23 protein-coding genes are annotated in these 23,112 nt (G+C 61.8%); 4 read left to right on the forward strand and 19 right to left on the reverse strand.

Annotated features, from left to right (window positions below; all coding sequences use genetic code 11):
• Window positions 1-10: 10 nt before the first annotated feature.
• From AC07TV_RS15620 to AC07TV_RS15670, 11 genes are all read right to left on the reverse strand, one after another.
• Window positions 11-799: an enoyl-CoA hydratase/isomerase family protein gene (locus tag AC07TV_RS15620; RefSeq protein ID WP_494649290.1), complete on the reverse strand. Its 789-nt coding sequence runs from the start codon at window positions 797-799 to the stop codon at window positions 11-13.
• Window positions 800-1,405: 606 nt separating this feature from the next.
• Entirely contained in the window at window positions 1,406-2,026 is a 621-nt protein-coding gene (locus AC07TV_RS15625) for an FMN-binding negative transcriptional regulator (RefSeq protein WP_494649291.1), read from the reverse strand.
• 4 nt (window positions 2,027-2,030) lie between these two features.
• Complete coding sequence (locus AC07TV_RS15630; RefSeq protein ID WP_494649292.1) at window positions 2,031-3,638, reverse strand: carboxyl transferase domain-containing protein; 1,608 nt, start codon at window positions 3,636-3,638, stop codon at window positions 2,031-2,033.
• A gap of 52 nt (window positions 3,639-3,690) precedes the next feature.
• A complete protein-coding gene (locus tag AC07TV_RS15635) occupies window positions 3,691-4,290 on the reverse strand; it encodes an LOG family protein (protein WP_494649293.1) in 600 nt (199 codons plus the stop codon).
• Between the two features lie 7 nt (window positions 4,291-4,297).
• The gene (locus tag AC07TV_RS15640; protein WP_494649294.1) at window positions 4,298-4,924 is read right to left on the reverse strand and encodes a 2-hydroxychromene-2-carboxylate isomerase; all 627 of its coding nucleotides are present in this window, start codon (window positions 4,922-4,924) and stop codon (window positions 4,298-4,300) included.
• A gap of 77 nt (window positions 4,925-5,001) precedes the next feature.
• Complete coding sequence (locus AC07TV_RS15645) at window positions 5,002-6,138, reverse strand: acyl-CoA dehydrogenase (protein ID WP_494649295.1); 1,137 nt, start codon at window positions 6,136-6,138, stop codon at window positions 5,002-5,004.
• A gap of 14 nt (window positions 6,139-6,152) precedes the next feature.
• Window positions 6,153-7,343 carry an acetyl-CoA C-acyltransferase gene (locus tag AC07TV_RS15650; RefSeq protein ID WP_494649296.1) on the reverse strand — a complete coding sequence of 397 codons (1,191 nt, stop codon included), beginning with the start codon at window positions 7,341-7,343 and terminating at the stop codon, window positions 6,153-6,155.
• Window positions 7,344-7,371: 28 nt separating this feature from the next.
• Window positions 7,372-8,520, reverse strand: coding sequence for a carbonate dehydratase (gene can, locus AC07TV_RS15655; protein WP_494649297.1), 1,149 nt, complete (start codon window positions 8,518-8,520; stop codon window positions 7,372-7,374).
• Between the two features lie 54 nt (window positions 8,521-8,574).
• Window positions 8,575-9,747, reverse strand: coding sequence for an isovaleryl-CoA dehydrogenase (locus tag AC07TV_RS15660; protein ID WP_494649298.1), 1,173 nt, complete (start codon window positions 9,745-9,747; stop codon window positions 8,575-8,577).
• A gap of 20 nt (window positions 9,748-9,767) precedes the next feature.
• Window positions 9,768-10,211, reverse strand: a complete 444-nt coding sequence (locus tag AC07TV_RS15665) for a PaaI family thioesterase (protein ID WP_494649299.1) — start codon at window positions 10,209-10,211, stop codon at window positions 9,768-9,770.
• A gap of 54 nt (window positions 10,212-10,265) precedes the next feature.
• On the reverse strand, window positions 10,266-10,658 hold the full coding sequence (locus AC07TV_RS15670; RefSeq protein ID WP_226496793.1) for a MerR family transcriptional regulator: 393 nt from the start codon (window positions 10,656-10,658) through the stop codon (window positions 10,266-10,268).
• Between the two features lie 99 nt (window positions 10,659-10,757).
• Here AC07TV_RS15670 and AC07TV_RS15675 point away from each other — a divergent pair, with 99 nt between their 5' ends.
• From AC07TV_RS15675 to AC07TV_RS15685, 3 genes are all read left to right on the forward strand, one after another.
• A complete protein-coding gene (locus AC07TV_RS15675) occupies window positions 10,758-11,798 on the forward strand; it encodes an MBL fold metallo-hydrolase (protein ID WP_494649300.1) in 1,041 nt (346 codons plus the stop codon).
• A gap of 16 nt (window positions 11,799-11,814) precedes the next feature.
• The gene (locus AC07TV_RS15680) at window positions 11,815-13,650 is read left to right on the forward strand and encodes a PHA/PHB synthase family protein (RefSeq protein ID WP_494649301.1); all 1,836 of its coding nucleotides are present in this window, start codon (window positions 11,815-11,817) and stop codon (window positions 13,648-13,650) included.
• A 111-nt stretch (window positions 13,651-13,761) separates the two neighbouring features.
• Window positions 13,762-14,046, forward strand: coding sequence for a MoaD/ThiS family protein (locus tag AC07TV_RS15685; protein WP_494649302.1), 285 nt, complete (start codon window positions 13,762-13,764; stop codon window positions 14,044-14,046).
• A gap of 67 nt (window positions 14,047-14,113) precedes the next feature.
• Here the strand turns inward: AC07TV_RS15685 and ubiT are convergent, their stop codons facing one another.
• The 3 genes from ubiT to ubiU are packed head-to-tail and all read right to left on the reverse strand — an operon-like array spanning window position 14,114 to window position 16,495.
• Complete coding sequence (gene ubiT / locus AC07TV_RS15690; protein WP_494649303.1) at window positions 14,114-14,569, reverse strand: ubiquinone anaerobic biosynthesis accessory factor UbiT; 456 nt, start codon at window positions 14,567-14,569, stop codon at window positions 14,114-14,116.
• 2 nt (window positions 14,570-14,571) lie between these two features.
• Window positions 14,572-15,474, reverse strand: a complete 903-nt coding sequence (locus AC07TV_RS15695) for a U32 family peptidase (protein ID WP_494649304.1) — start codon at window positions 15,472-15,474, stop codon at window positions 14,572-14,574.
• Window positions 15,475-15,487: 13 nt separating this feature from the next.
• Window positions 15,488-16,495 carry a ubiquinone anaerobic biosynthesis protein UbiU gene (gene ubiU, locus AC07TV_RS15700; RefSeq protein WP_494649305.1) on the reverse strand — a complete coding sequence of 336 codons (1,008 nt, stop codon included), beginning with the start codon at window positions 16,493-16,495 and terminating at the stop codon, window positions 15,488-15,490.
• 199 nt (window positions 16,496-16,694) lie between these two features.
• On the opposite strand from ubiU, the gene AC07TV_RS15705 reads away from it, so the two are divergent.
• On the forward strand, window positions 16,695-17,597 hold the full coding sequence (locus AC07TV_RS15705) for an ATP-binding response regulator (protein ID WP_494649306.1): 903 nt from the start codon (window positions 16,695-16,697) through the stop codon (window positions 17,595-17,597).
• Here the strand turns inward: AC07TV_RS15705 and AC07TV_RS15710 are convergent.
• Genes AC07TV_RS15710 through mreC form a run of 5 tightly spaced genes read right to left on the reverse strand, consistent with a single transcriptional unit; the run spans window position 17,594 to window position 23,095 of the window.
• Window positions 17,594-18,601, reverse strand: coding sequence for a septal ring lytic transglycosylase RlpA family protein (locus tag AC07TV_RS15710; protein ID WP_494649307.1), 1,008 nt, complete (start codon window positions 18,599-18,601; stop codon window positions 17,594-17,596). The genes AC07TV_RS15705 and AC07TV_RS15710 overlap by 4 nt on opposite strands.
• Window positions 18,598-19,710 carry a rod shape-determining protein RodA gene (gene rodA / locus AC07TV_RS15715; RefSeq protein WP_494649308.1) on the reverse strand — a complete coding sequence of 371 codons (1,113 nt, stop codon included), beginning with the start codon at window positions 19,708-19,710 and terminating at the stop codon, window positions 18,598-18,600. The genes AC07TV_RS15710 and rodA overlap by 4 nt, the downstream gene beginning before the upstream one ends.
• Window positions 19,707-21,617, reverse strand: coding sequence for a penicillin-binding protein 2 (gene mrdA, locus AC07TV_RS15720; protein ID WP_494649309.1), 1,911 nt, complete (start codon window positions 21,615-21,617; stop codon window positions 19,707-19,709). The genes rodA and mrdA overlap by 4 nt, the downstream gene beginning before the upstream one ends.
• 18 nt (window positions 21,618-21,635) lie before the next feature.
• Window positions 21,636-22,157: a rod shape-determining protein MreD gene (mreD, locus tag AC07TV_RS15725; RefSeq protein WP_494649310.1), complete on the reverse strand. Its 522-nt coding sequence runs from the start codon at window positions 22,155-22,157 to the stop codon at window positions 21,636-21,638.
• Window positions 22,157-23,095 carry a rod shape-determining protein MreC gene (gene mreC, locus AC07TV_RS15730; protein ID WP_494649311.1) on the reverse strand — a complete coding sequence of 313 codons (939 nt, stop codon included), beginning with the start codon at window positions 23,093-23,095 and terminating at the stop codon, window positions 22,157-22,159. The genes mreD and mreC overlap by 1 nt, the downstream gene beginning before the upstream one ends.
• Between the last annotated feature and the right edge of the window lie 17 nt (window positions 23,096-23,112).

Below are 23,112 nucleotides of genomic sequence, written 5' to 3' on the forward strand. Positions count from 1 at the left end.
TGAACATGGCTTATTCCCCAATCCAGTTGGGTTGACGTTTATCGAGGAAGGCGGCGATGCCTTCGCGGGCTTCCGGCGTGGCACGCAGGTGGGCGATGCGGTGAGCGGTGTCATCGACCAGCGTGTCGTTGATCGGGCGGCCGCTGACAGCGCGGATCAGGTCCTTGGCGGCAGCCTGGGACAGCGGGCCGCCTTGCAGCAGCGAGTCGACGATTTCCTGCACCTTGGCATCGAGCTGTTCCGGCTCGACGGCTTCATGAACGAGGCCGATTTCGCGGGCGCGGGCGGCATCGATGCGTTCGGCCGACTGGAAGTAGCGGTAAGCCTGGCGGGCACCGATGGCGCGCAGGACGTAGGGCGAAATGGCCGAGGGGATGATGCCGAACTTGACTTCGGAAGTGGCGAAAACGGCCTTGGTCGAGGCGACGGCGATGTCGCAGGCGGCAGCCAGCCCCATGCCGCCACCGAGGGCGGCACCCTGGACTCGGGCGATGGTCGGTTTCTTCATTTCGGCCAGCACGCGCAGCATGCGGGCCAGGGCGCGGGCGTCGTTGAGGTTGTCGTCGAGGCCATTGTTGGCGGCACGTTTCATCCAGTTGAGGTCGGCGCCGGCCGAGAAGCTCTTGCCTCTTCCGGCCAGGATGACGACGCGGACATCTTTGTCTTCATCGAGGGCGATACAGGCGGCAGTGAGCTCGGCGATCAGGGTTTCGTCGAAGGCGTTGTGGAGGTCGGGGCGGTTCATCCAGAGGGTGGCGACCGGGCCGGTGAGTTGTATTTCCAGGGCTTGGAAGGGCATTTTGTTTGTCTCGGTTTTGTTATTTGGTTTTGCTGAATTGGCTTGGGTTTCCGCCTTGCTGGCGGGCGTACTTTCTTTTGTGTGGCCAAAAGAAAGTAGCCAAAGAAAAGGCCACCCCTGGGTCGGTGCCGGCGTTGCCGGTTCCCTGTGCTACTCGGAAGGCCGGGCGGCTGCGGAACTCGGGGCTTTGCCCCTCAAACAGTCCTCGCCGAAGGCCCCCGGCCTTCCTGCGTTGCTCGGCACCTCTCAAGGGGCCCGGTAAAACGACCCGTTTTTGAGCTTGGGTGCCTGAATGGCTGATTTCATTTTTGGCCGCTTTTTCCGGTTGACCGTGAAAGTCGATTCTTTGCGCTACATCTGTCCAGCGCGGACGCCTTTGGGGCCCCCGTGGAAGGCGCTGAGCAACGCAGGCTGGCCGGGGGCAGTCGGCTTGCGTTGTCTGAGCCGCAGGCGAGTTTAGCAAGCCGCCCGGCCTGCCGAGTAGCGCAGGGAACCCGCAGGGCGCCGCCCCCGGGGTCGCCTTTTCTTTGGCTACTTTCTTTTGGCGAAGCAAAAGAAAGTACGCCCGCCAGCAAGGCGGAACCCCAAGCTCATTCAAAGGAGCATTCATTTCAACCCCCTCTCCCGAATCAACCCAGCCATCGGCTGCCCATCCAGCGCCGCAATCAGACTCGCCTGATTAACCGCCGGCTGATTCTGGCTAACCTTCCATTTACCGACCAAGCGGTCGATGGAAATCTCGATGCCGACGACAGCCCCAAGCATCTTCCCGATGTAATCCGCCGGCGCATCATCAACCGCCCATGGGCGCGGCAGTCCGCCCTCGTGTTCGGCAGTCAGCACATGCAACTGAGCCAGAAGCCAGTCAGCATCGTCGATCAGGCGAAGCTCGCCATAGGCATGCACCGCCGTGTAATTCCAGGTCGGCACCACCTTGCCTTGCTCGGCCTTGGTGGCGTAGCCGGACGGGCTGATATAGCAGTCCGGGCCTTTGAAAATGACGAGAATTTTCCGGTTGACCGTGACATCCGCGACCAGCCGATTGGCCCGCGCAACATGGCCGCGCAAAGTGCCGTTCGGCCCGGCAGACACATCCAGATGCAGCGGAATGTGGTTTGCGTCGAGGCCGTCCGCACCCTGCGTGACCAGCGTGGCGAGCGGAAAGGCGCGCATCAGCGCGTGCATGACGCCGACGTCGGTTTCCGCAAAATGCTTGGGCAGGTACATCGCCTTACATCCGGAAAATGCCGAACTTCGTCTCTTCGGCCGGGGCGTTCATCGACGCCGACAGTCCGAGGCCAAGCACCCGCCGGGTATCGGCCGGGTCGATGATGCCGTCGTCCCACAGCCGCGCCGAGGCGTAGTAGGGATGGCCCTGCGTTTCGTACTGCTCGCGGATCGGGTCCTTGAAGGCGGCTTCTTCCTCGGCGCTCCAGGTCTTGCCGGCCGCCTCGATGCCGTCACGCTTGACGGTGGCCAGCACGCCGGCCGCCTGTTCGCCACCCATCACCGAGATCCGGGCGTTCGGCCACATCCACAGGAAGCGCGGCGAGTAGGCGCGGCCGCACATGCCGTAGTTTCCGGCACCGAACGAGCCGCCGATGACGACGGTGAATTTCGGCACCTTCGCGGTGGCGACGGCCGTCACCATCTTGGCGCCGTCGCGGGCGATGCCGCCATTTTCGTACTTGCGGCCGACCATGAAGCCGGTGATGTTCTGCAGGAAGACGAGCGGAATGCCGCGCTGGGCGCAGAGCTCGATGAAATGCGCGCCTTTGAGGGCCGATTCCGAGAACAAAATCCCGTTGTTGGCGACGATACCGACCGGGTAGCCGTAAATCCGAGCAAAGCCGCAAACCAGCGTCGTGCCGTAGCGGGCCTTGAATTCGTCGAAATCGGAGCCGTCGACGATGCGGGCGATGATTTCGCGGACGTCGAAGGGCTTTTTGGAGTCGGTCGGGATGACGCCGTACAGTTCCTCGGCACCATAGGCCGGTTCGGTCGGCATCGTCAGCGTGACCGGTGGCTGTTTCTTCCAGTTCAGATCCTTGACGATGCGGCGGGCGATGGCCAGCGCGTGGGCATCGTTCTCGGCCAGATGATCGACGACGCCGGAAATGCGCGTATGCACGTCGGCGCCGCCGAGGTCTTCGGCCGAGACGACTTCACCGGTGGCGGCTTTCACCAGCGGCGGGCCGCCCAAAAAGATCGTGCCCTGATTCTTGACGATGATCGATTCGTCGCACATCGCCGGCACGTAGGCGCCGCCGGCCGTGCATGAGCCCATCACGGCGGCGATCTGCGGGATGCCGGCGGCTGACAGGTTGGCCTGGTTGAAGAAGATGCGGCCGAAATGTTCCTTGTCCGGGAAGACCTCGTCCTGCATGGGCAAAAAGGCGCCGCCGGAATCGACCAGATAGACGCAGGGCAGCCGGTTTTCGAGGGCGATTTCCTGGGCGCGCAGGTGTTTCTTGACGGTCAGCGGGTAATAGGTGCCGCCCTTCACGGTCGCGTCGTTGGCGACGACCATGCATTCGACGCCGTTCACCCGGCCGATGCCGGCGATCACCGACGCCGCCGGCACGTCACCGCCGTACATCCCGTAGGCCGCGAACTGGCCGATCTCGAGGAAAGGCGTGCCGGGGTCGAGCAGGCCATTGACCCGCTCGCGCGGCAGCAGCTTGCCACGAGCCAGATGTTTCTGGCGCGCCGCTTCCGGGCCGCCGAGGGCGATCTTTTCGACCTTGTCGTGCAGGTCGGCGACCACGGTTTCCATGGCGGCCGCGTTGGCCTGGAAATCGGCCGAGCGCGGGTTGAGTTGGGATTTCAGGATGGTCATGTCTCCTCGCTTCTTTTATGTGTGCGTTGCCTGAATTGCGATTTGGTAAGTGCTACAACTGCTTTGCCTCTTTCAGCCACTTGCTGACCGGCTCCGGTCGGTAGGCCGTCATGGTGGCCAGCAGTTTTTCGATGTCGGTGTCGGCCAGCGCCATGGCCCGGTTCTGGGCGCGCAGGAAGCCTTCGTCGACCGCCTGGTCGAACATGGCGAGCAGCGGGTCGTAGAAACCATTGACGTTAAGCAGGCCCATCGGCTTCTGGTGAAAGCCGAGCTGGCCCCAGGTCAGGATTTCGCAGAATTCCTCGAAGGTGCCAAAGCCGCCGGGCAGGGCGATGAAACCGTCGGACAGCTCGGCCATGCGCGCCTTGCGCGTGTGCATCGAATCGACGACCTCGATGCGCGTCAGCGCCCGGTGATCGACGGCGCGACCGGCGACTTCCTTGCCCATCAACGCCTCCGGGATGACGCCGATGACCGTGCCGCCGGCCTCAAGACAGGCATCGGCGACAGCGCCCATGAGGCCGATGTTGCCGGCGCCATAGACCAGCTCGATGCCGCGCGCGGCGAGCAGGCGGCCGAGCTTTTCGGCCTCGGTGCGGTAGATCGGGTTGCTGCCGGCGTTGGAGCCGCAGAAGACGCAGATTCGTTTCATCGTGTTCTCAAAAACCGCCGGTTTTCAGCCAGTGTTCGATCTGCGGCAGGCGGTCGGCGCCGAAGAAGGCTTCGCCGTCGATGACGACGTGCGGCGAGCCGAAGACACCGATTTTCAGGGCGTTATCGACTTCGTCCTTGAGACGGGCCTTGATCTCCGGGGTTTGCAGGGCTGCGGCCAGTTGTTCGCGGTCGATGCCGAGCGCCGCCGCGATGTCGAGCAGCGTGTCGGGCGAGGAGACGTCGAGGTCATCGACGAAGAAGGCGCGAAAGACGGCATGGGCGAAAGCTCGGGCCAGCGCGCAGTCCTGGCCATGCAGCCAGTAATAGGCGCGGGCGGCGTTCTGCGTCGGCAGCGGGAAGCGGCTGGGCGGGTTGTAGGGAATGCCCATGTGCCGTGCCGAACGATGGAAGTCGGCCAGCATGTACTTGCCCTTGGCGCTGATACCGTCGGCCGGCGGCCGTGAGCCGGTGGCCTGGAAAATGATGCCGAGCAGGATCGGATGCCAGCGCACCTTGCGGCCGTATTGGGCGGCGAGGGCATCGATCTTCTCGCTGAGCAGGTAGCCGTAGGGGCTGGAAAAATCGAACCAGAAATCGATGGGGGCCGGGTTGGCGTTTCCTGTGTCGGTCATCGTTTGTCTCCTGTCGGGGCTACGGTCAATTTCATTTTTAGGCTTTTTTTCCGGTTGACCGTAGCAATGGGGTTTGACTACTCGTTGGCGATGCTGCGCCCGATGACCAGCCGCTGGATGTCGTTGGCGCCCTCGTAAATCTGGCAGATGCGCACGTCGCGGTAGATCCGCTCGACCGGGAAGTCGCTGGTGTAGCCGACGCCGCCGTGGATCTGGATGGCGTCCGAGGCGATCTTCTCGGCCGCTTCGGAGGCGAACATCTTGGCCATCGACGCTTCCTTCAGACACGGCTTGCCGGCGTCCTTGAGCTGGGCGGCGCGCCAGACCATGAGGCGGGCGGCGTCGAGCAGGGTGTTCATGTCGGCCAGGCGGAAATTGACAGCCTGATGGTCGATGATGGGCACGCCGAAGGTCACGCGTTCCTTGGCGTAACGCACGGCCGCTTCAAACGCGGCGCGGGCCATGCCGATGCTCTGCGCGGCGATGCCGATGCGGCCGGCTTCGAGGTTGGAGAGGGCAATCTTGTAGCCTTCGCCCTCCTTGCCGAGCAGGGCCGAGGCCGGTACGCGACAGTTCTCGAGAATGATCTGCACGGTGTCGGAAGCGTGCTGACCCATCTTGTCTTCGGTGCGGCCGACGATGAAGCCGGGCGTCGCCGTCGGGATCAGGAAGCAGGAGATACCCTTCTTGCCAGCCGCCTTGTCGGTCACGGCAAAGACGATGGCCATCTGGGCGTGCTTGCCGGTGGTGATGAACTGCTTGACGCCATTGAGCACAAAGAAATCGCCATCGCGGTCAGCCCGCGTGGTGATCGCCGAGGCATCCGAGCCGGTGTGCGGCTCGGTCAGGCAGAAGCAGCCGAGCTTCTCGCCGCGGGCCAGCGGCTTGAGCCATTCTTCCTTCTGCGCGTCGGTGCCGTATTTCATCGTGATGCCGCAGGCCAGCGAGTTCTGCACCGAAACGATGGTCGACGTGGCGCCATCGCCGGCGGCGATTTCTTCGAGGGTCAGGACCAGCGACATGTAATCCATGCCGGCGCCGTCCCATTCCTCGGGGACCACCATGCCCAGCGCGCCGAGCTCGCCGAGTTCCTTGAGCGCGTCGGCCGGGAAGGTGTGGTTCCTGTCCCAGTCGGCGGCGAAGGGGGCGAGGCGCTCCTGCGCGAAGGCGCGCATGGTGTCGCGGATCATTTCCTGTTCTTGCGTGAGAATCATCGGTTCGTCTCCGCTCAGAGCATTTCAACGGCGAGGGCCGTCGCTTCGCCGCCACCGATGCACAGGGAGGCGACACCGCGCTTCTTGCCGTACTTCTTGAGCGCGCCGAGCAGGGTGACGACGATGCGGGCGCCGGAAGCGCCAATCGGGTGACCGAGCGCACAGGCGCCGCCGTGGACGTTGACCTTGGCCGGGTCGAGCTTGAGGTCGTGTAGCGCAGCCATGGTGACGACGGCAAAGGCTTCGTTGATCTCATAGAGATCGACCGATTCTGCGGTCCACCCGGTCTTGGCGAACAATTTCTGCATGGCGCCGACCGGAGCCGACGGGAAGAGGGCGGGTGTGTCGGCGTGCGTGGTGTGCGCAACGATGCGGGCAATCGGCTGCAGGCCAAGCTTGGCGGCTTGCGAAGCGCGCATGAGGACCATGGCGGCGGCGCCGTCGGAAATCGACGACGAGTTGGCCGGGGTTACCGTGCCGTCCTTCTTGAATGCCGGCTTCAAAGTCGGGACTTTTTCGACGTTGACCGCGAACGGACCTTCATCCTTGTCGATCACGACATCGCCCTTGCGGCCGGCGACGGTGGTCGGGGCGATTTCCCAGGCGAAGGAACCATTGTTGCTGGCTTCGATGGCGCGCGTCGTCGAGCGGATGGCGAATTCGTCTTGCGCTTCACGCGTGAAGCCGTAAGTGGTCGCACACTCTTCGGCAAACGTGCCCATCAGACGGCCGCGCGTTTCCTTGCTGTAGGAATCTTCGAGACCGTCCATGAACATGTGGTCGAACATCTGGCCGTGGCCGAGGCGATAGCCGCCGCGTGCCTTGGAGAGCAAGTAGGGGGCGTTGGTCATCGATTCCATGCCGCCGACCACAGCAGCGCCATAGGAGCCGGCAAGGATGCCGTCGTGGCCGAGCATGGTCGCCTTCATGGCCGAACCGCAGACCTTGTGGATGGTGGCGCAACCGGCCGAGAGCGGCAGGCCGGCCTGCAATGCCGCCTGGCGGGCCGGGGCCTGGCCCTGGCCGGCTTGCAGCACGCAGCCCATCAGCACTTCCTCGATCAGGTTGACGTCGATGCCGGCGCGATCGACGGCGGCCTTGATGGCCACGGCGCCAAGGTTGGCTGCAGTCAGGGCGCTGAAGCCGCCCTGAAACGAGCCCATGGCGGTGCGGGCGGCGGAAACGATAACGATCGGGTCATTCATGCTGTTTTCTCCTGCGTAGTTGTTGTGATCAGGCGTCCAACGCTTTCAGTGCGGCGTCGTAACGGAAAGGCAAATCCTGCGGGTGGTCGACGGTGATGCCGAGGTCGTGGATCAGGCCGTCCTTGAGGCCGTAGATCCAGCCATGGACGGTCAGTTGCTGGCCCCGGCTCCAGGCATCCTGAACGACCGGGTTGTGGCAGACATTGACCACCTGCTCGAGGACATTGAGTTCGCACAGCCGGTCGTGGCGAAGTTCTTCCGGCAAGCTGTTTACGTTGTCCATGTGCTTGTTGTGGACGTCATGGACGTGGCGCAGCCAGAGGTCGACGACGCCGACCCGGTCACGGCGCAGGGCGGCACCAACGCCGCCGCAGCCATAGTGGCCGACGACCATGATGTGCTTCACCTTCAGTACATCGACGGCGTACTGGATGACCGACAGGCAGTTGAGGTCGGTGTGCACGACGACATTGGCGACGTTGCGATGAACGAAGACCTCACCCGGCAGCAGACCGACGATCTGGTTGGCCGGCACGCGCGAGTCGGAACAGCCGATCCACAGGAATTCCGGCGTCTGCAACTGGGACAGCTTGTCGAAATAATTGGGGTCAACGGCCTGCATCTGGCCGGCCCAGGCGCGGTTGAAGTCGAACAGGTGCGACAGGTTCTCGCTGCGGATTTCTTCTTCCGACCAGTTGTCGAGATCGAGGGCGAGGAACATGGTGCCTTCGATCGGCGTCTGGTAGTAATTCGGCGCCTCGGTGAAGCCCAGCTCGCGGTAGAGCTTCACGGCCATGCGCATGTTGGGCAGCGTGTCGATCATCAGCTTGCGATAGCCGATTTCCTTGGCCGCCTTGATGGCGGCCAGCGCGAGTGCCGCGCCGACACCGTGGCCGCGCTCCTCCGGCGCGACGTAAAGGCGCTTCATTTCGCAGACGCCGTCACTGTCCGGCAGCGGGCGAACGCCGACGCAGCCGGCCGGACGGCCGTCGACCTCGGCAAAGAACAGCCGGCCCTGTGGCGCGACATAGGTGCCGGGCAGGGAGGCCATTTCCTGGTCGAAGTTCTGGTACGACAGATCGACGCCGAGCCAGGCCGCGTAATTGCGGAAATACTGGCGAACCTGCTCGAGGGCTTCGGTATCGTCTGCGGTGAGGGTGCGTAGGGTAACGGGCATGCTGTGGGCTCCTGGTGGCGGTGCTCCCTGCTCGGAAACACCGGCGGGAGCTGTTTATGCGGTTTCGGCGAAAAGTTCGCGACCAATCAGCATTCTACGGATTTCCGAGGTGCCTGCCCCGATCTCGTAGAGCTTGGCATCGCGCCACAAACGGCCGACCGGATACTCGTTGGTGTAACCGACGCCACCCAGCGTCTGGATCGCTTCGCCTGCCATCCAGGTGGCCTTTTCTGCGGAATAGAGAATGGCGCCGGCAGCATCCTTGCGCAGCGTGCGCGAATGGTCGGTGGCATCGCAGGCGCGGCCGACGGCATAGACGTAAGCGCGATTGGCCATCCAGGTCGAATACATGTCGGCAACCTTGCCCTGCATCAGCTGGAATTCACCGATCGCCTGACCGAACTGCTTGCGTTCGTGGAGGAAGGGTACGACGACATCCATGCACGCTGCCATGATGCCGAGCGGGCCGCCACAGAGCACGGCGCGTTCGTAATCGAGGCCGGACATCAGCACTTTGGTGCCGTTGCCGACGCCGCCCAACACGTTTTCTTCGGGCACTTCGCAGTCGTCGAAGAACAGCGGGAAGGTGTTGGAGCCGCGCATGCCCAGCTTGTCGAGGTGGGTGCCGTGGCTGAAGCCCGTCATCCCCTTTTCGACGATGAAGGCGGTCATGCCCTTGGCGCCGGCATTCGGGTCAGTCTTGGCATAGACGACCAGCGTGTCGGCATCGCCGCCGTTGGTAATCCACATCTTGGAACCGTTGAGGACGTAGCGGTCGCCCTTCTTGTCGGCCTTGAGCTTCATCGAGACGACGTCGGAACCGGCGTTCGGCTCGGACATCGCCAGCGCGCCGACGTGGTCGCCTGAGATCAGCTTGGGCAGGTATTTCTGGCGCTGGGCCTCGGTGCCGTTACGGCGGATCTGGTTGACGCACAGATTCGAGTGGGCGCCGTAGGACAGGCCGATGGAGGCCGAGGCGCGCGAGATTTCCTCGAGCGCGACAATGTGGGCCAGATAGCCCATGTTGGTGCCGCCGTATTCCTCGCCGGCGGTCATGCCGAGCAGGCCCATGTCGCCGAATTTCTTCCAGAGGTCGGCCGGGAAGTGATTGATGCGGTCCACTTCGGCGGCACGCGGCGCGATTTCGGCGTCGGCAAAGGCCTTCACCGCGTCGCGCAGCAGGTTGATGTCTTCGCCGAGGCCGAAGTCGAGGCTGGGAATGTTCATGGTTTGTCTCCGTTATCGATTTATTTTTCAGTCTTGCCGTGCATGACCATGATGGTCTGCTGCATCAGCGCACACAGCGTTTCCCGGCCGTCTTTCACAGCGAAGACTTCGGCCTGGGTAATGATCAGTGTCTTGCCCGGGCGCACCACCTTGCCGCGGGCGATCAGCTTTTCGCCGTCGGCCGGGGCGACCAGATTCATCTTGAATTCGACCGTCAGCACCGAGGCAGTTTCCGGCACGACGGTCATCGCCGCATAGCCAGCTGCTGAATCGGCAATCATGCCGACGACGCCGCCATGGACGAAGCCATGCTGCTGCTCGACGCCCGTCCAGTGCGGCAGATGGATTTCCGTCCGGCCGTGTTCGATGACCGGCATCGTCGCCTGGATGAGCTCCATGGCGTTCTGACGGGCAAAGCTGGCGCTGACGCGCTCGGCAAAGTGGGGATCGACGATTTTGGGCATAGGTCGTGATTGTATTTACGTTGACGTTAACGTCAACTAGAGATCAAATATTTTTTACGGGGCATCGCGACGAGCCAGCTCCTGTTCGCACTGGCGCTCGAATTCCGAGATTTCGGCCAGCATCGCCTCGATGTCCTCGCGCTGCTGCTCCAGCGCGGCACGGCGCTTTTCCATGACGCGCAGGCATTCGAGCAATTGCGGCGTTTCGTCCTCGGTCGACGCATACATGCCGATCAGGTCCTTTATTTCGGCCAGCGACAGGCCGAGGCGCTTGCCACGCAGCGCCATCTTGAGGCGCGCCCGGTCGCGGCGGGTGAACACGCGCTTGCTGCCTTCGCGTTCGGGCGAGAGGATGCCCTGGTCTTCCCAGAAGCGGATGGTGCGCGGGGTGATGCCGAATTCCCGAGCCAGGTCGGAAATGGCGAAAGTGGTGGCCGTTTGGCTCAAATCAGTCTCCTCAAGGTGCGGCCAAGTAAAACAGATGCGGGGGGTTTTTTCAATCCGCTACCGTATGGTAAGTTGTTTGCCTTGCTATCAAGGTTTCCCATGTCCCTGCATTTTCCTCACGCTCACCCGCCGGCCGCCGGCGAACTGACCGAAGTTGCACCCGGCGTTTTCTGGCTGCGCATGCCGCTGCCCTTCCAGCTCGACCACATCAACCTCTGGCTGCTTCGTGACGGCGCCGGCTGGGTCATCGTCGATACCGGCTTTCCCGATGACGCGGTACGCGCCATGTGGTCGCAGATCCTGGAAAAACTCGACGGCCCGGTGACGCGCCTGATCGTCACGCATTTTCATCCCGATCATCTCGGGCTGGCCACCTGGCTCATGGAAAAGACCGGTGCGCCGCTGTCGATGACGACCGGCGAGTTTTTGACGGCGCATGTGGTGTGGAACGAGGTGGGTGGTCACGGGGCCCGTTTCATGGTCGAGCAGTTCCGTCAGCACGGGCTGGATGGCGAGCATCTGGCCAAATTCGAGAAGCGCGGATCGGGCTATCGCAAGGCGGTGCCGGCGTTGCCCGAACACTATGATCGCCTGAAGATCGGCGACATTGCCACGGTCGACGGGAAAAAATGGCAAATTTTGATAGGCCATGGTCACGCTCCGGAGCATATGGCGCTTTACTGCGTCGAACTTGGCGTGTTAATTTCGGGCGACATGCTTTTGCCAAGAATTTCGACCAATATCAGCGTTTTCGCCGCAACGCCGAAGGCTGATGCGTTACGCTGGTTCCTCGAGTCGTTGGACGAAATGGCTGATGAAGTTCCGGATGAAACACTGGTTTTACCTTCGCACGGCTTGCCCTTCACAGGGATTCGGGCGCGGGTTCAGGCACTGCATTCGCACCATGAAGAACGATTGCAAGCTTTGGAAGACAGCTGTGAACTAGCGCCGAAGAGCGCAGCCGAGTTGCTCGATGTGTTGTTCAATCGGGCGCTCGATACACACCAAACCATGTTCGCGATGGGTGAAGCAATTGCCCATCTGAACTACCTTGAGCAAGCTGGTCGGCTGTTACGCAGCATTGGCGCCGACGGGGTGATTCGCTATTCGCGGTTGCAGTCTAAAGCCGCTACGCACTGACAGAGGGAGTTTCAAGATGTCGCAGCAAACCGAAAACCAGGGTATGAACCTGCCGAACCCGGCCGAAATGGCCAAGACCTACGCCGAAGTCGCCCAGCGCGCCTCACGCCTGATCACCCAGTTCATGGAAAAGAAGGCCAAGGACGGCGTCAATGCGCCGGCCGATGAACTTGGCGTGGCAAAAGCTTTCATGGACCTGTCTTCCCGTCTGCTGGCCAATCCGTACAAGATGGCCCAGACCCAGATGAACATGATGTGGGACTACTTCTCGCTGTGGCAGAACACCAGCATGAAGATGATGGGCATGCCGGGCAGCCACCCGGTGGCCGCACCCAAGAAGGGTGACAACCGCTTCAAGGACGAAGAGTGGGAAGAGCATTTCATGTTCGACTTCGTCAAGCAATCCTATCTGATCACCGCCCGTCACCTGCACGACACCGTTGCCGGTACCGAAGGCCTGGACGAAGCGACCCAGCAAAAAGTGAACTTCTTCACCCGTCAGTACATCGATGCGCTGTCGCCGTCCAACTTCGCCATGACCAATCCGGAAGTTTTCCGCGAAACCGTCAAGAGCAACGGCCAGAACCTGATCAAGGGCCTCAACAACCTGCTGCACGACGTCGAATCCGGTGATGGCCAGCTGCGTATCCGGATGACCGACACCTCGGCCTTCGAAATGGGCAAGAACGTTGCCACGACACCGGGCAAGGTGGTCTTCCAGAACGAACTGTTCCAGCTCATCCAGTACAACCCGAGCACCCCGGAACAGAACAAGAAGCCCTTCCTGATCGTTCCGCCGTGGATCAACAAGTACTACATCCTTGACCTGCGAGAGAAGAACTCGATGGTCAAGTGGGCGACCGACCAGGGCCACACCACCTTCATCATGTCGTGGATCAACCCCGACGAGAAGCTGGCTGCCAAGTCCTTCGAAAACTACCTGCTTGAAGGTTCGCTCGAAGCCATCAACCAGGTCTGCGCCCATACCGGCGAGAACAGCGTCAATCTGGCCGGCTACTGCCTGGGCGGCACGCTGACCATGACCACGCTGGCCTATATGGCGTCCAAGAAGGACAAGCGCGCCAATTCGGCCACCTTCTTCACGACCATGCTCGATTTCTCCGAGCCGGGCGAACTGGGCATCTTCCTTGACGAAGGTGCGGTTGAAGGTCTCGAAAAACGCATGGCTGAAAAGGGCTTCCTCGAAGGTTCGGAAATGGCCGGCACCTTCAACATGCTGCGCGCCAACGACCTGATCTGGTCCTTCGTGGTCAACAACTACCTGATGGGCAAGGATCCGTTCCCGTTCGACTTGCTCTACTGGAACTCCGACTCGACCCGCATGCCGGCCGCGATGCACAGTTTCTACCTGCGCAACATGTATCTGGCCAACCTGCTCAAGGAACCGGGCGGCATCACGCTCGGCGGCGTCAAGATCGACATCAGCAAGGTCAAGACCCCGTGCTACTTCATCTCGACCATCGAAGACCACATCGCGCCGTGGAAGAGCACCTACATGGGCGCCCGTCTGCCGTCCGGCAACACCAAGTTCGTCCTCGGCGGTTCCGGCCACATCGCCGGCATCGTCAATCCGCCGGTCGCCAACAAGTACGGTTTCTGGACCAATGACGCCACCGACGGCAACCTGCCGGAAAGCCCGGAAGACTTCCTGGCTGGCGCAACGCAGAACGCCGGTTCGTGGTGGACGCATTGGAACCAGTGGGTTACCGCCCTGCCGGGTGGCGATGCCAAGGTCAAGGCGCGCAAGCCGGAAGACGGTACCCTTAAGGTCATCGAAGATGCACCGGGTTCCTACGTCAAGTTCCGTCTCGATACGCAGAAGAAAAGCTAAGGGCGGTTTGGCCTGAAGAACCGGACGGGAGGCTGCGGCCTCCCGTTTTTATTGGGCGAACCATGCTTGTTCCGGCCTGTCTTACAAACACAGACCGCGAGGAGGCATATTATGTTCGATTCTCCCGTCGTATCCGTTCACATTCCACAGGCGCTGCGCAGCTTTGCCGGTGGCCAGCATGAAATCATGGCCAGCGGCGATACCGTGGGCGAAGTGCTTGAAGCCGTGGGGCATGAGTACCCGGCCATTCGTTCGCATCTGATGTCGGCAGAAGGGGATTTGCAGGCCGGCGTCGCCGTCTTTCTCGGGCCGCGCAGCATTCGTGAAATGCAGGGCTTGGCGACCCCCATCGAACTGGCTGAAACGCTCAGTATCGTGCCGATTGGCGCCGTTTAGCGGATTTCAATTTTGGCCAGAATTTCCGGTTGACCGTGGAAATACGGTCGGACCGGATAACGCTCGCCTAGTGGCGGAAAACCGGCAGCCTGGCTGAAAATTTCGGCCATTCCACCGCGTCGAGCATGTTCTTGACGATCAGGCCAAGCTCGGTGTCACCGGTGATTTCCAGTTCGCGGTTGAAGAATAGGGTGTCCGGGTCTTCCTGGCGGGAAAGCAGTTGCAGGTAGGCCGACAGATTGGCGGCAAAAGCCAGATCGGGTTCGCGTTGTGAGGTGAAAACCGGCCGGAACAGGCCGTTGGCGTAGGTGTATGAAGCCTCGCCGCCGGTATCGAGAACGCGGACGCGAAACAGCTTGTCTTCGAGCAGGGCCAGTTCGCTTTCCGGCAGCAGTTTCATTTTCAGCGCGGCGTTGAGGCCGGCGACCAGCACCAGCGCATGCGGCCATTGCGGCAACTTCTGGCCAAGGTTGGCGACGAAGGTGGGCAAGCGGAATTTGGGGATGGTGAAGCTGCCGTTCATGATCAGACTCCGAGTTGTGCCAAGGCTTGCGTGTGATGCTGGACTATACCCGCATCGCCGAACCAGTAGCCATCGACCAGGCCGCTGCTGTTCCATTCCCGGCTATCGACACTCACCGCCTCGCCGCGTCGTGCGGCATCGAAAGCGGCGATGATGGCATTGATGTGGTCCTTCTGCGGGCTGATGCGCACGATGTCGATGCCCATTTTCAGCATGTCCGGTATTTCGTGCAGCAGGTTGTAGCTTTGCGCCGACATTGTCTGAATGCCGTTAATGCAAAGAAAATCCTGGCCTTCGCGTGTTTTCAGGGTCAGGCCCTCGGCGTGATCCAGGCACTTGAACTGGCAGTCATCCTTGTTCAGATCGTAGTGGCGGGCCGTGAAGCAGCGGGCCGAAAAGGCGAGCGGAATCTTGCCGAAGGCAAAGACCTCGGTCTCGACCCCGGCCGGCTTGCTGGCGTGCAGGGTTTCGATCATCGCCCGCGTGCCTTCGAGCGGCGGCACCCAGCGCTTGAGGCCGTGGCGGGCAAAGGTGGCGAGCGTCGTCTCGTTGTAGATGTTGAGGTGCGGGCCGGCGACGAAATCCTGGCCGTGCACGAGGTTGACTGCACCGAGGTCGTTGGCTTCGAGCATGCAACCCGAGTCGTCCACCAGCCGGCGCAGCGCCTTGAGATCGCTCTCCGATTCGAGCAGGGCCTGGGCCGAAACGACGACCTGCTTGCCGGCATCGGTCAGGTCGCGGGCCAGGCCGATCCAGTCGGTGGTACGCAACTGCTGGCGGCGCGAGCAGACGACTTCGCCGACGTAGATGATGTCGAGGGCCGGGTTCTGCGCCATTTCGGCGTAGAACTCCATGACCTCGGCCTTGGGCCAGAAATAGAGGAGGGGGCCAAGCGAGAGTTTCATGCTGCGTTGTCCTTCAGCGCCATGGCCGGTTGTAGGCGCCGAGCGTCGCCTGGCTGCCTTCGGAGACTTTGGAGAGCTCGGCCTGCCAGGCCGGTTTGACGTGGAAGCGCTCGCTGCCGTCGCGCAGCGAATCGAGCGCGGCGCGTAGCGTGCGGGTAACCTGCGCGACGTAGGTCGGGCTGCGCTGGCGGCCTTCGACCTTGATGGCGCGGACGCCGATCTTGATGATGTCAGGCAGGATTTCCAGCACATTGAGGCTGGTCGGTTCTTCGAGCGCGTAATAGGTTTCGCCCTGGACCTCAAAGCGGCCCTTGCACAGCGTCGGGTAGCCGGCCGGCTCGTCGTCGCCGAAACGGTCGATGAGCACGCCGTTGAGGCGGGTTTCCATGGCGCCCGGCTTCTTGTCCCACTTCACGTACTTGGCCGGCGAGCAGGCGCCGACGGTGTTCGGCGATTCGCCGCAGGCATACGAGGACAGCCAGCAACGCCCTTCGTTCATGACGCACAGGCTACCGAAACCGAAGACTTCGATTTCGACCGGCGTGTTCTTGATGACGTTCTCGACCTGGGCCAAGGTCAGGACGCGCGGCAGCACGGCGCGGCGGATGCCGAATTCGCGCTGACAGAAATTGATCGCTTCGTAGCTCGTCGCCGAGCCCTGCACCGACAGATGCAGGCGTTGGCGCGGGTGACGGTTACGGGCATAGTCGAGCAGCCCGATGTCGGCCAGAATGATGGCATCGACACCCTGGTCGACGGCGGCGTCGACCGCCTTTTGCCAGTCGGCGACGCGGCCGGCCTGGGGGAAGGTGTTGATGGCCAGCAGCACTTCGCGACCCTTGCCGTGGGCGTAGCGAATGCCGTCGGCCATGGTCTTGGCGTCGAAATTGAGGCCGGCGAAGTTGCGGGCGTTGGTGTCGTTCTTGAAGCCGAGATAGACGGCATCGGCGCCGTTGTCGACGGCAGCCTTGAGGGCCGGCAAACTACCGGCTGGGCAGACGAGATCGGGCAGGGAGGTCATCGGAGACATCCGGAATAGCAAGCGGCGGAGTATAGCCAGCCGCCTGCTTTTGCCATTGATCCTGGTCAAACGGATAGCTCATGCTAGGATCACACCTCGCGGATGACCTGTTTGCCTGCGGCGAACGGCATCGAAATTCGCGGTGAATTTGGCCGGTGGGCGGCTGGGAAAAAGGAAGGCGATGCGGGAAGGCTGATGCATGGATAAGGAACGTGTTCTCGTCGTCGATGACGAACAGTTGAACCTGTTCATAATCGAAGAATTTCTCGAGCAGGAAGATATCTCGCTCGAGATGCACAGTGATCCGCTGGCGGCGTGGGCCAGCCTGATTGCCCCGGAGAGCAATTTTTCGCTGGTCATTCTCGACCGGATGATGCCCGAGCTCGACGGCATGGAATTTCTTCGGCGAATGAAGCGCGAGTCGCGCTTTGCCGACATTCCGGTCATCATGCAGACGGCCGCATCGTCGCCGGATCAGGTGCGGGAAGGTCTCGCAGCGGGGGCTTACTACTACCTGACCAAGCCGTACGAGCCGGAGGCGCTGATATCCATCGTCCGTGTGGCGATGGAGGATCGCCGGGCGCGCAGCCAGTTGCGCAGCCGGGCGGCCCGGCTGGAAGACGCACAGAAGCTGATTCGCACGGTCGAATACCGCTTCGTCACGATGGACGACATTGCCAGCCTGGTCCCCGTACTGGCTGCCATGTGTTCGGTGCCCGACGTGGTTGCTCCAGGGCTTTCCGACTTGATGGTCAATGCCGTCGAGCACGGCAATCTTGGCGTCAGTTATCAGGAAAAATCGCTGCTCAAATGGGAGGGCGACTGGGAGGCAGAAATTTCCCGGCGGCTCGCTTTACCGCAATTTTGCGAGCGTTTCGCAACGATTCGGCTGGAGCGCACGACGGAATCCGTGGTGTTTACGATCACCGATCAGGGCCATGGTTTTGAATGGTCGAAATTCCTGGCTTTCGATCCGGATCGCGCTTTCGACCCCAACGGCCGGGGCATCGCCATGGCCAGGATGATGAGTTTTTCCAGCCTCGAGTATCAGGGCTGCGGCAACGTGGTGGTCGCCACGGTCAACAACGTGGTCGAAGCTTAGCGGCTGACGATGGTCGGCCGGTAGCCGAGTGCGGCGCGGATCTTTTCCGCCACGCGGTCGGCATCGCCGCGGCTGGCGTAGGGGCCGAGGTGAACGCGGTGAATGCCGCCGGCCGGATTGACCCGCATGGCTTCGGTCAGCCAGTCGAGTTCGCGCACCAGATGGTTTTTGAGGCTTTCCGCGTTGTCGGCGTTGGAGAAGGCGCCGAGTTGCAGGTAGATGCCCTTGGCTACACCGGCATCGCTGTTCGGTCCGGCCGGAACTGGTGTTGGCACGGGTGGTTCGTCGAGTGCCACGCGTTTGGCCAATTGCTCGATCTCGTCATTTTCGGCGTTGCTGGCTATCCGCGGTGGAGGCGTGACCTGGGCGTAGGCGGTGCCGGCCAGCTCGCCGGGAATGATCGCCTCGACCTCGACCTGGCCGCTGCCGCCGTTGATCAGGCCGAGCTTGTAGGCGGCGGTGTAGGACAGGTCGATGACGCGGTCGGCGTGGAAGGGGCCGCGGTCGGTAACGCGGACGATCACTGATTTGCCGCTCTGCAAGCTGGTGACGCGCACGTAGGAGGGCAGGGCCAGCGTCGGGTGGGCGGCAGTCATGGCGAACATGTCGTAGGGTTCGCCGATCGAGGTCTTCTGGCCGTGGAACTTCTTGCCGTACCAGCTGGCGATGCCGCGGGTCTTGTACGGTTTGAGCGCGTTGTTCGGGAAGTATTCCTTGCCAAGCACGACGTAGGGTTTGGTTGCCGGCTTGTGCAGCGGTTCCCACTTCGGTTCGGCGTCCGGGATGTCTTCCAGACCATCCGGAATGTCGTCGGCCGGGCCGTCATCTTTATAAAAGCCGCCGCCGCGCTTGAGGACGGCGGTCGGCTTTCTGGTCGGCGTCGGCGATTTCAAATTTGGCTGTTTTTCCCGGTCGACCGTGGAACCCTGCAATGGCGCGGGAGGCACGCTGCCGCAGGCGGCGAGCAGCAAGGCGAGGGTCAGCGGGACAAGTGGTCGGGTCATTTTTTGACCAGCATCCGGTGGGTGTGGATCGACATCAGCATGCCGACGCCGAGGAACAGTATGACCAGCGCCGTGCCGCCATAGCTCATGAAGGGCAACGGTACGCCGACGACGGGCAGGATGCCGCTGACCATGCCCATGTTGATGAAGGCGTAGGTGAAAAAGCCCAGCGTGATGGCGCCGGCAAGCAGACGCGAGAACAGCGTTGGGGCGCCGGAGGCGATTATCAGGCCGCGGCCGATGAGCAGGGTGTACAGGAAAAGGAGCAGGACGTTGCCGAGTAGGCCCCATTCTTCGGAATAGACGGCGAAGATGAAGTCGGTATGCTTTTCCGGGATGAATTCGAGGTGGGTCTGGGTGCCGTTCAGGTAGCCCTTGCCAAAGGCGCCACCGGAGCCGATGGCGATGGTCGACTGAATGATGTGATAACCGGAACCGAGCGGGTCAGTGGTCGGGTCGATGAGGGTCAGGATGCGCTTTTGCTGGTAGTCGTGCATCATGCCCCAGAGAATCGGCGCGGCGGAGCCAGCGGCGACGAGCAGCCCGGCAATGACCTTCCACGGCAGCCCGGCGAAGAAAATGACGTAGAAACCTGCCGAACCAACGAGCAGCGCGGTGCCGAGGTCCGGCTGCTTGGCGATCAGCGCAAACGGGATGAAAAGCAGTAGCGCGGCAACGAAGTAATGCTTGAGTCTGAGGGTCGCCTCGTATTTCTGGAAATACCAGGCGAGCATGAGCGGCATGGCGATCTTCATGATCTCGGACGGCTGGATGCGCGTGAAACCGAGCGACAACCAACGCTTGGCCCCGTTGACCTTGATCCCGAACAGGAACACGGCAACGAGCAGGATGATCCCGAAGACATAGAGCGGGATGGCGAAATTCATGAGTTTCTGCGGCGGCAGGCGCGAGACGAACCACATGACGACCATGGCGATGCCCATGTTTCCGGCCTGGGAAAGCATCCGGTGATTGCTGTCCCAGGTGGCAGAATTGACCGTGGCCAGGCCGACACCCATGATCGCCAGGGTAATGAAAAAGAGCGGAAAGTCGATATGGGCGATCAACTGCTGCCAGCTGCGGCGGAGGGTGCCAACGATGTCGATCATTCTTCGTGCTCTTCCTCAATGGCCGCCGGATCTTCCGGTGCCGCACCACCCGGCAGCTTGCCGAGCAGATAGTAGTCGATGACCATGCGGGCGATCGGGGCAGCTGACTGGGCGCCAAAACCGCCATTTTCGACGAGAACGGCGAGGGCGATTTTCGGGTTGTCGGCCGGAGCATAGGCGATGAACAGGGCGTGGTCGCGCAATTCCTTCTTGGTGCTGCCTTCCTTGTACTGGGCGCCCTTCAGCGAGAAGACCTGCGCCGTCCCGGTCTTGCCGGCAGCCTCGTACGGCGCGCCGGCAAAGGCGCGGGCACCGGTACCCTCCTTGTTGACGCCAACCATGGCCCGGCGAATGACATCGACGTTGCTTTGCTTCAACTGCAGGTCGCGAATCGGCTTCGGTTCGACCTGACGTTTTTCGCCAGTTTTCGTATCGATCAGGTAATGCACCAGATGCGGCCGGAACATCACGCCGTTGTTGGCGACGGTGGCGGTGGCCTGGGCCAGCTGAATCGGTGTATACGCGTTGTAACCTTGGCCGATGCCAATCGAGATCGTCTCGCCGGCATACCATTTTTGCTGCTCAGGCTTCTTGAAACGCTGTTTTTTCCACTCCTGCGACGGCAGGACGCCCTTCGATTCCCCGGAGTCATCCTTGCCGAGATCGACCCCGGTGCGCTGGCCGAGGCCCAGCGAGCCCATGAACTTGGAGATATTGTCGATCCCCATGTCGTTGGCCAGGATGTAGTAATAGGTGTCGCAGGAATGGACGATGGACTTGTACATGTCCACGCTGCCGTGGCCACCCTTTTTATCGTCGCGGAAAGTATGGTTGCCGAAGGTGAAGTAGCCAGGATCGCTGATCGCCTGATTGGGCGTGCGCTTGCCCATTTCCAGCGCAGCCAGGGCCATGAACGGTTTGAAGGTCGAACCCGGCGGATAGGCACCGTTGATCGCCCGGTTGACCATCGGCTTGTCCGGGTGCTCGTTGAGTTCCTTCCAGTTGTCGGGCGTAATGCCGTCGACGAACAGGTTGGGGTCGTAGGTCGGTGTCGAGACCAGGGCGAGGATGCCACCGGTCTTCGGGTCGATGGCAACGAGGGACCCCTTGCGGTCGCCGAAGGCCTGCTCGGTGATCTGCTGCAACTTGGCGTCCAGGGTCAGGGCCAGGTTGTTGCCGGATACCGGCGGAATCCGTTTCAGGCTGCGCAAGGCACGGCCACCGGCATCAATTTCGACTTCCTCGTACCCTGTTTCGCCGTGCAGTTCGAATTCGTAGTGTTGTTCGAGACCGGTTTTGCCGACGTGATCGGTACCCTTGTAGTTGGCTTGTTTTTCCGAATCTTCGATCCATTTCAGATCACGCTCGGTGATCCGGCCAATGTAGCCGATGGCGTGCGAGGCGATAGCGCCTAGCGGGTATTGGCGGAACAGTCGGGCCTTGACCTCGACGCCGGGAAAACGATAGCGATGTGCCGCAAATTTGGCGACTTCGCCATCGGTCAGGCGCGTGCGAATCGGGATCGATTCGAAATTCTTCGCCTCATCGAGCAGGCGTTTGAAGCGCTTGCGATCCTTGGGCTGGATGTCGATTACTTCGGCCAGTGCATCGATGGTGGCTTCCAGGTCGCCCGCCTGGGAAGGGGTGATTTCCAGCGTGAAGGCTGAGTAATTGTGGGCCATGACCACCCCGTTGCGGTCGGTGATGACGCCACGGTTGGGGACGATGGGGATCAGCGCAATGCGGTTGTCTTCGGCCCGGGTCTGGTAAAAATCGTGCTGGATGACCTGCAGCCAGACAAAGCGGCCAAGCAACAGGCCGAAAGCCAGCAAGACGCCGATGGCGGCAATGCCCAGGCGAAAGCGAAAACGGTCTACATCGGCTTCCGGATTGGTGAAGTTGGACACGTACTGCCTGCCTCGGTCTTAAATCGGGCGATTGGGGTCCTGCTCAACCGGCCGGTACTGGGGCAGGAGCAGGATGAAGGTTGCCGGAATCCAGAGCAGGGTGGCCACAACGGGGCCGATAAAATAGCCCCAGCCCGGAAAGTCGGCGCCGACAGCAAGGCGCATCAGGGCCTGAACGATTTGCGTGGCAACCAGCAGAGGCAACACCTGCAAGGCCTGCTGGACCAGCGGGAACCACAGGATGCGCCGGGACAGGGCTGAGGCAGTGTAGGCGAGCAGCACGTAGGCGAAGCAGTGCTGGCCGAGGACAGCGCCATCGGCGACATCCATGAGCAGGCCGAGGACAAAGGCCCAGCCCATGCCGACGCGGCGGAATTCGCGGATGCACCAGAAGCACAACACCAGCGCGACCCAGTCTGGAACGCCCGGCCAGTGAGCCGTCGGCAGGAAATTAAGGGCGACGGCGCCGATCAGGCTGAAGAAAATGAACCAGGGCTGGACCGGCTGCAGGATGCGCGAAGAGGAAAAAGTCGGTTGCATCAGTTTCCCTTACCCACGGTTTTCTTTTTCTTGCCAGCCAAGCCGGGTTTGTCGCTGCTTCCAGGTCGCCCGGTTGATTCCGGCGGCGCTGGCGGCAAGGGCTGGCGCGGGTCGAGAACCATCACCTCGCCGAAGTTTTCGACACCGGCAATCGGCACGCAGAAAATGCGGGCGAATGAATAGGCGCTGTCGCGTTCGATATTGACCACCTTGGCGACCGGAAAGCCGGGCAGATAGATGCCGTCAAGTCCGGAGGTGACCAGTATGTCACCGATCTGGATGTCGGCATTGGCCGGCATGTAGCGCAGTTCGAGCTGGCCGTTGCCGAGCCCGAAAACGACCGAGCGTTGGCCGCTGCGCACGATCTGCACCGGCACCACCTGATCCTTGTCGGTGATCAGCGTGATTTCAGCCGAGAACGGGAAGACGCGAGTGACCTGGCCGACGACGCCGGTCTCGTCGATGGCAGGCTGTCCGGCCACGACGCCGGCTTGCTGACCCTTGTCGACGATAATCTTGCGCGAGAAAGGATCGCGCGCGGTGTACAAAATCTGCGTCACCTGACCGTTGGCCTTTTCGCGTTCCTTGACCGACAGCAGCTTGCGCAGCCGTTCGTTTTCGGCCTCCAGTTGGGCCAGCCGCTGCAGGTTGGGGGCGGTGGTGAGCTGGGCGTGTTTCAGCTCGTTGTTTTCCTGCTGCAGGCCGCGCATGCCTTGCAGATAGCTGGCGGCATAGTCCACCAGACTACCCGGCGTCTGGGCGACACGTTGCACCGGGTCTACAACCAGGGCAATGCTCTGGCGGAGCAGTTCCAGGCTCTTGAAACGCAGGTCGACAACGAAGATCGCCAGCGAAACGGCGATGTAGAAAGTCAGAAGGGCCAGCGGCGCTGGCCCTTGCTTGAAGAACGGTGGAGGCGCGTGGTCGATGCCGGCCATCGCTCAGTCCTGTCGTG

This window comes from Azonexus sp. GW821-FHT04F04 (genome assembly GCF_059420025.1).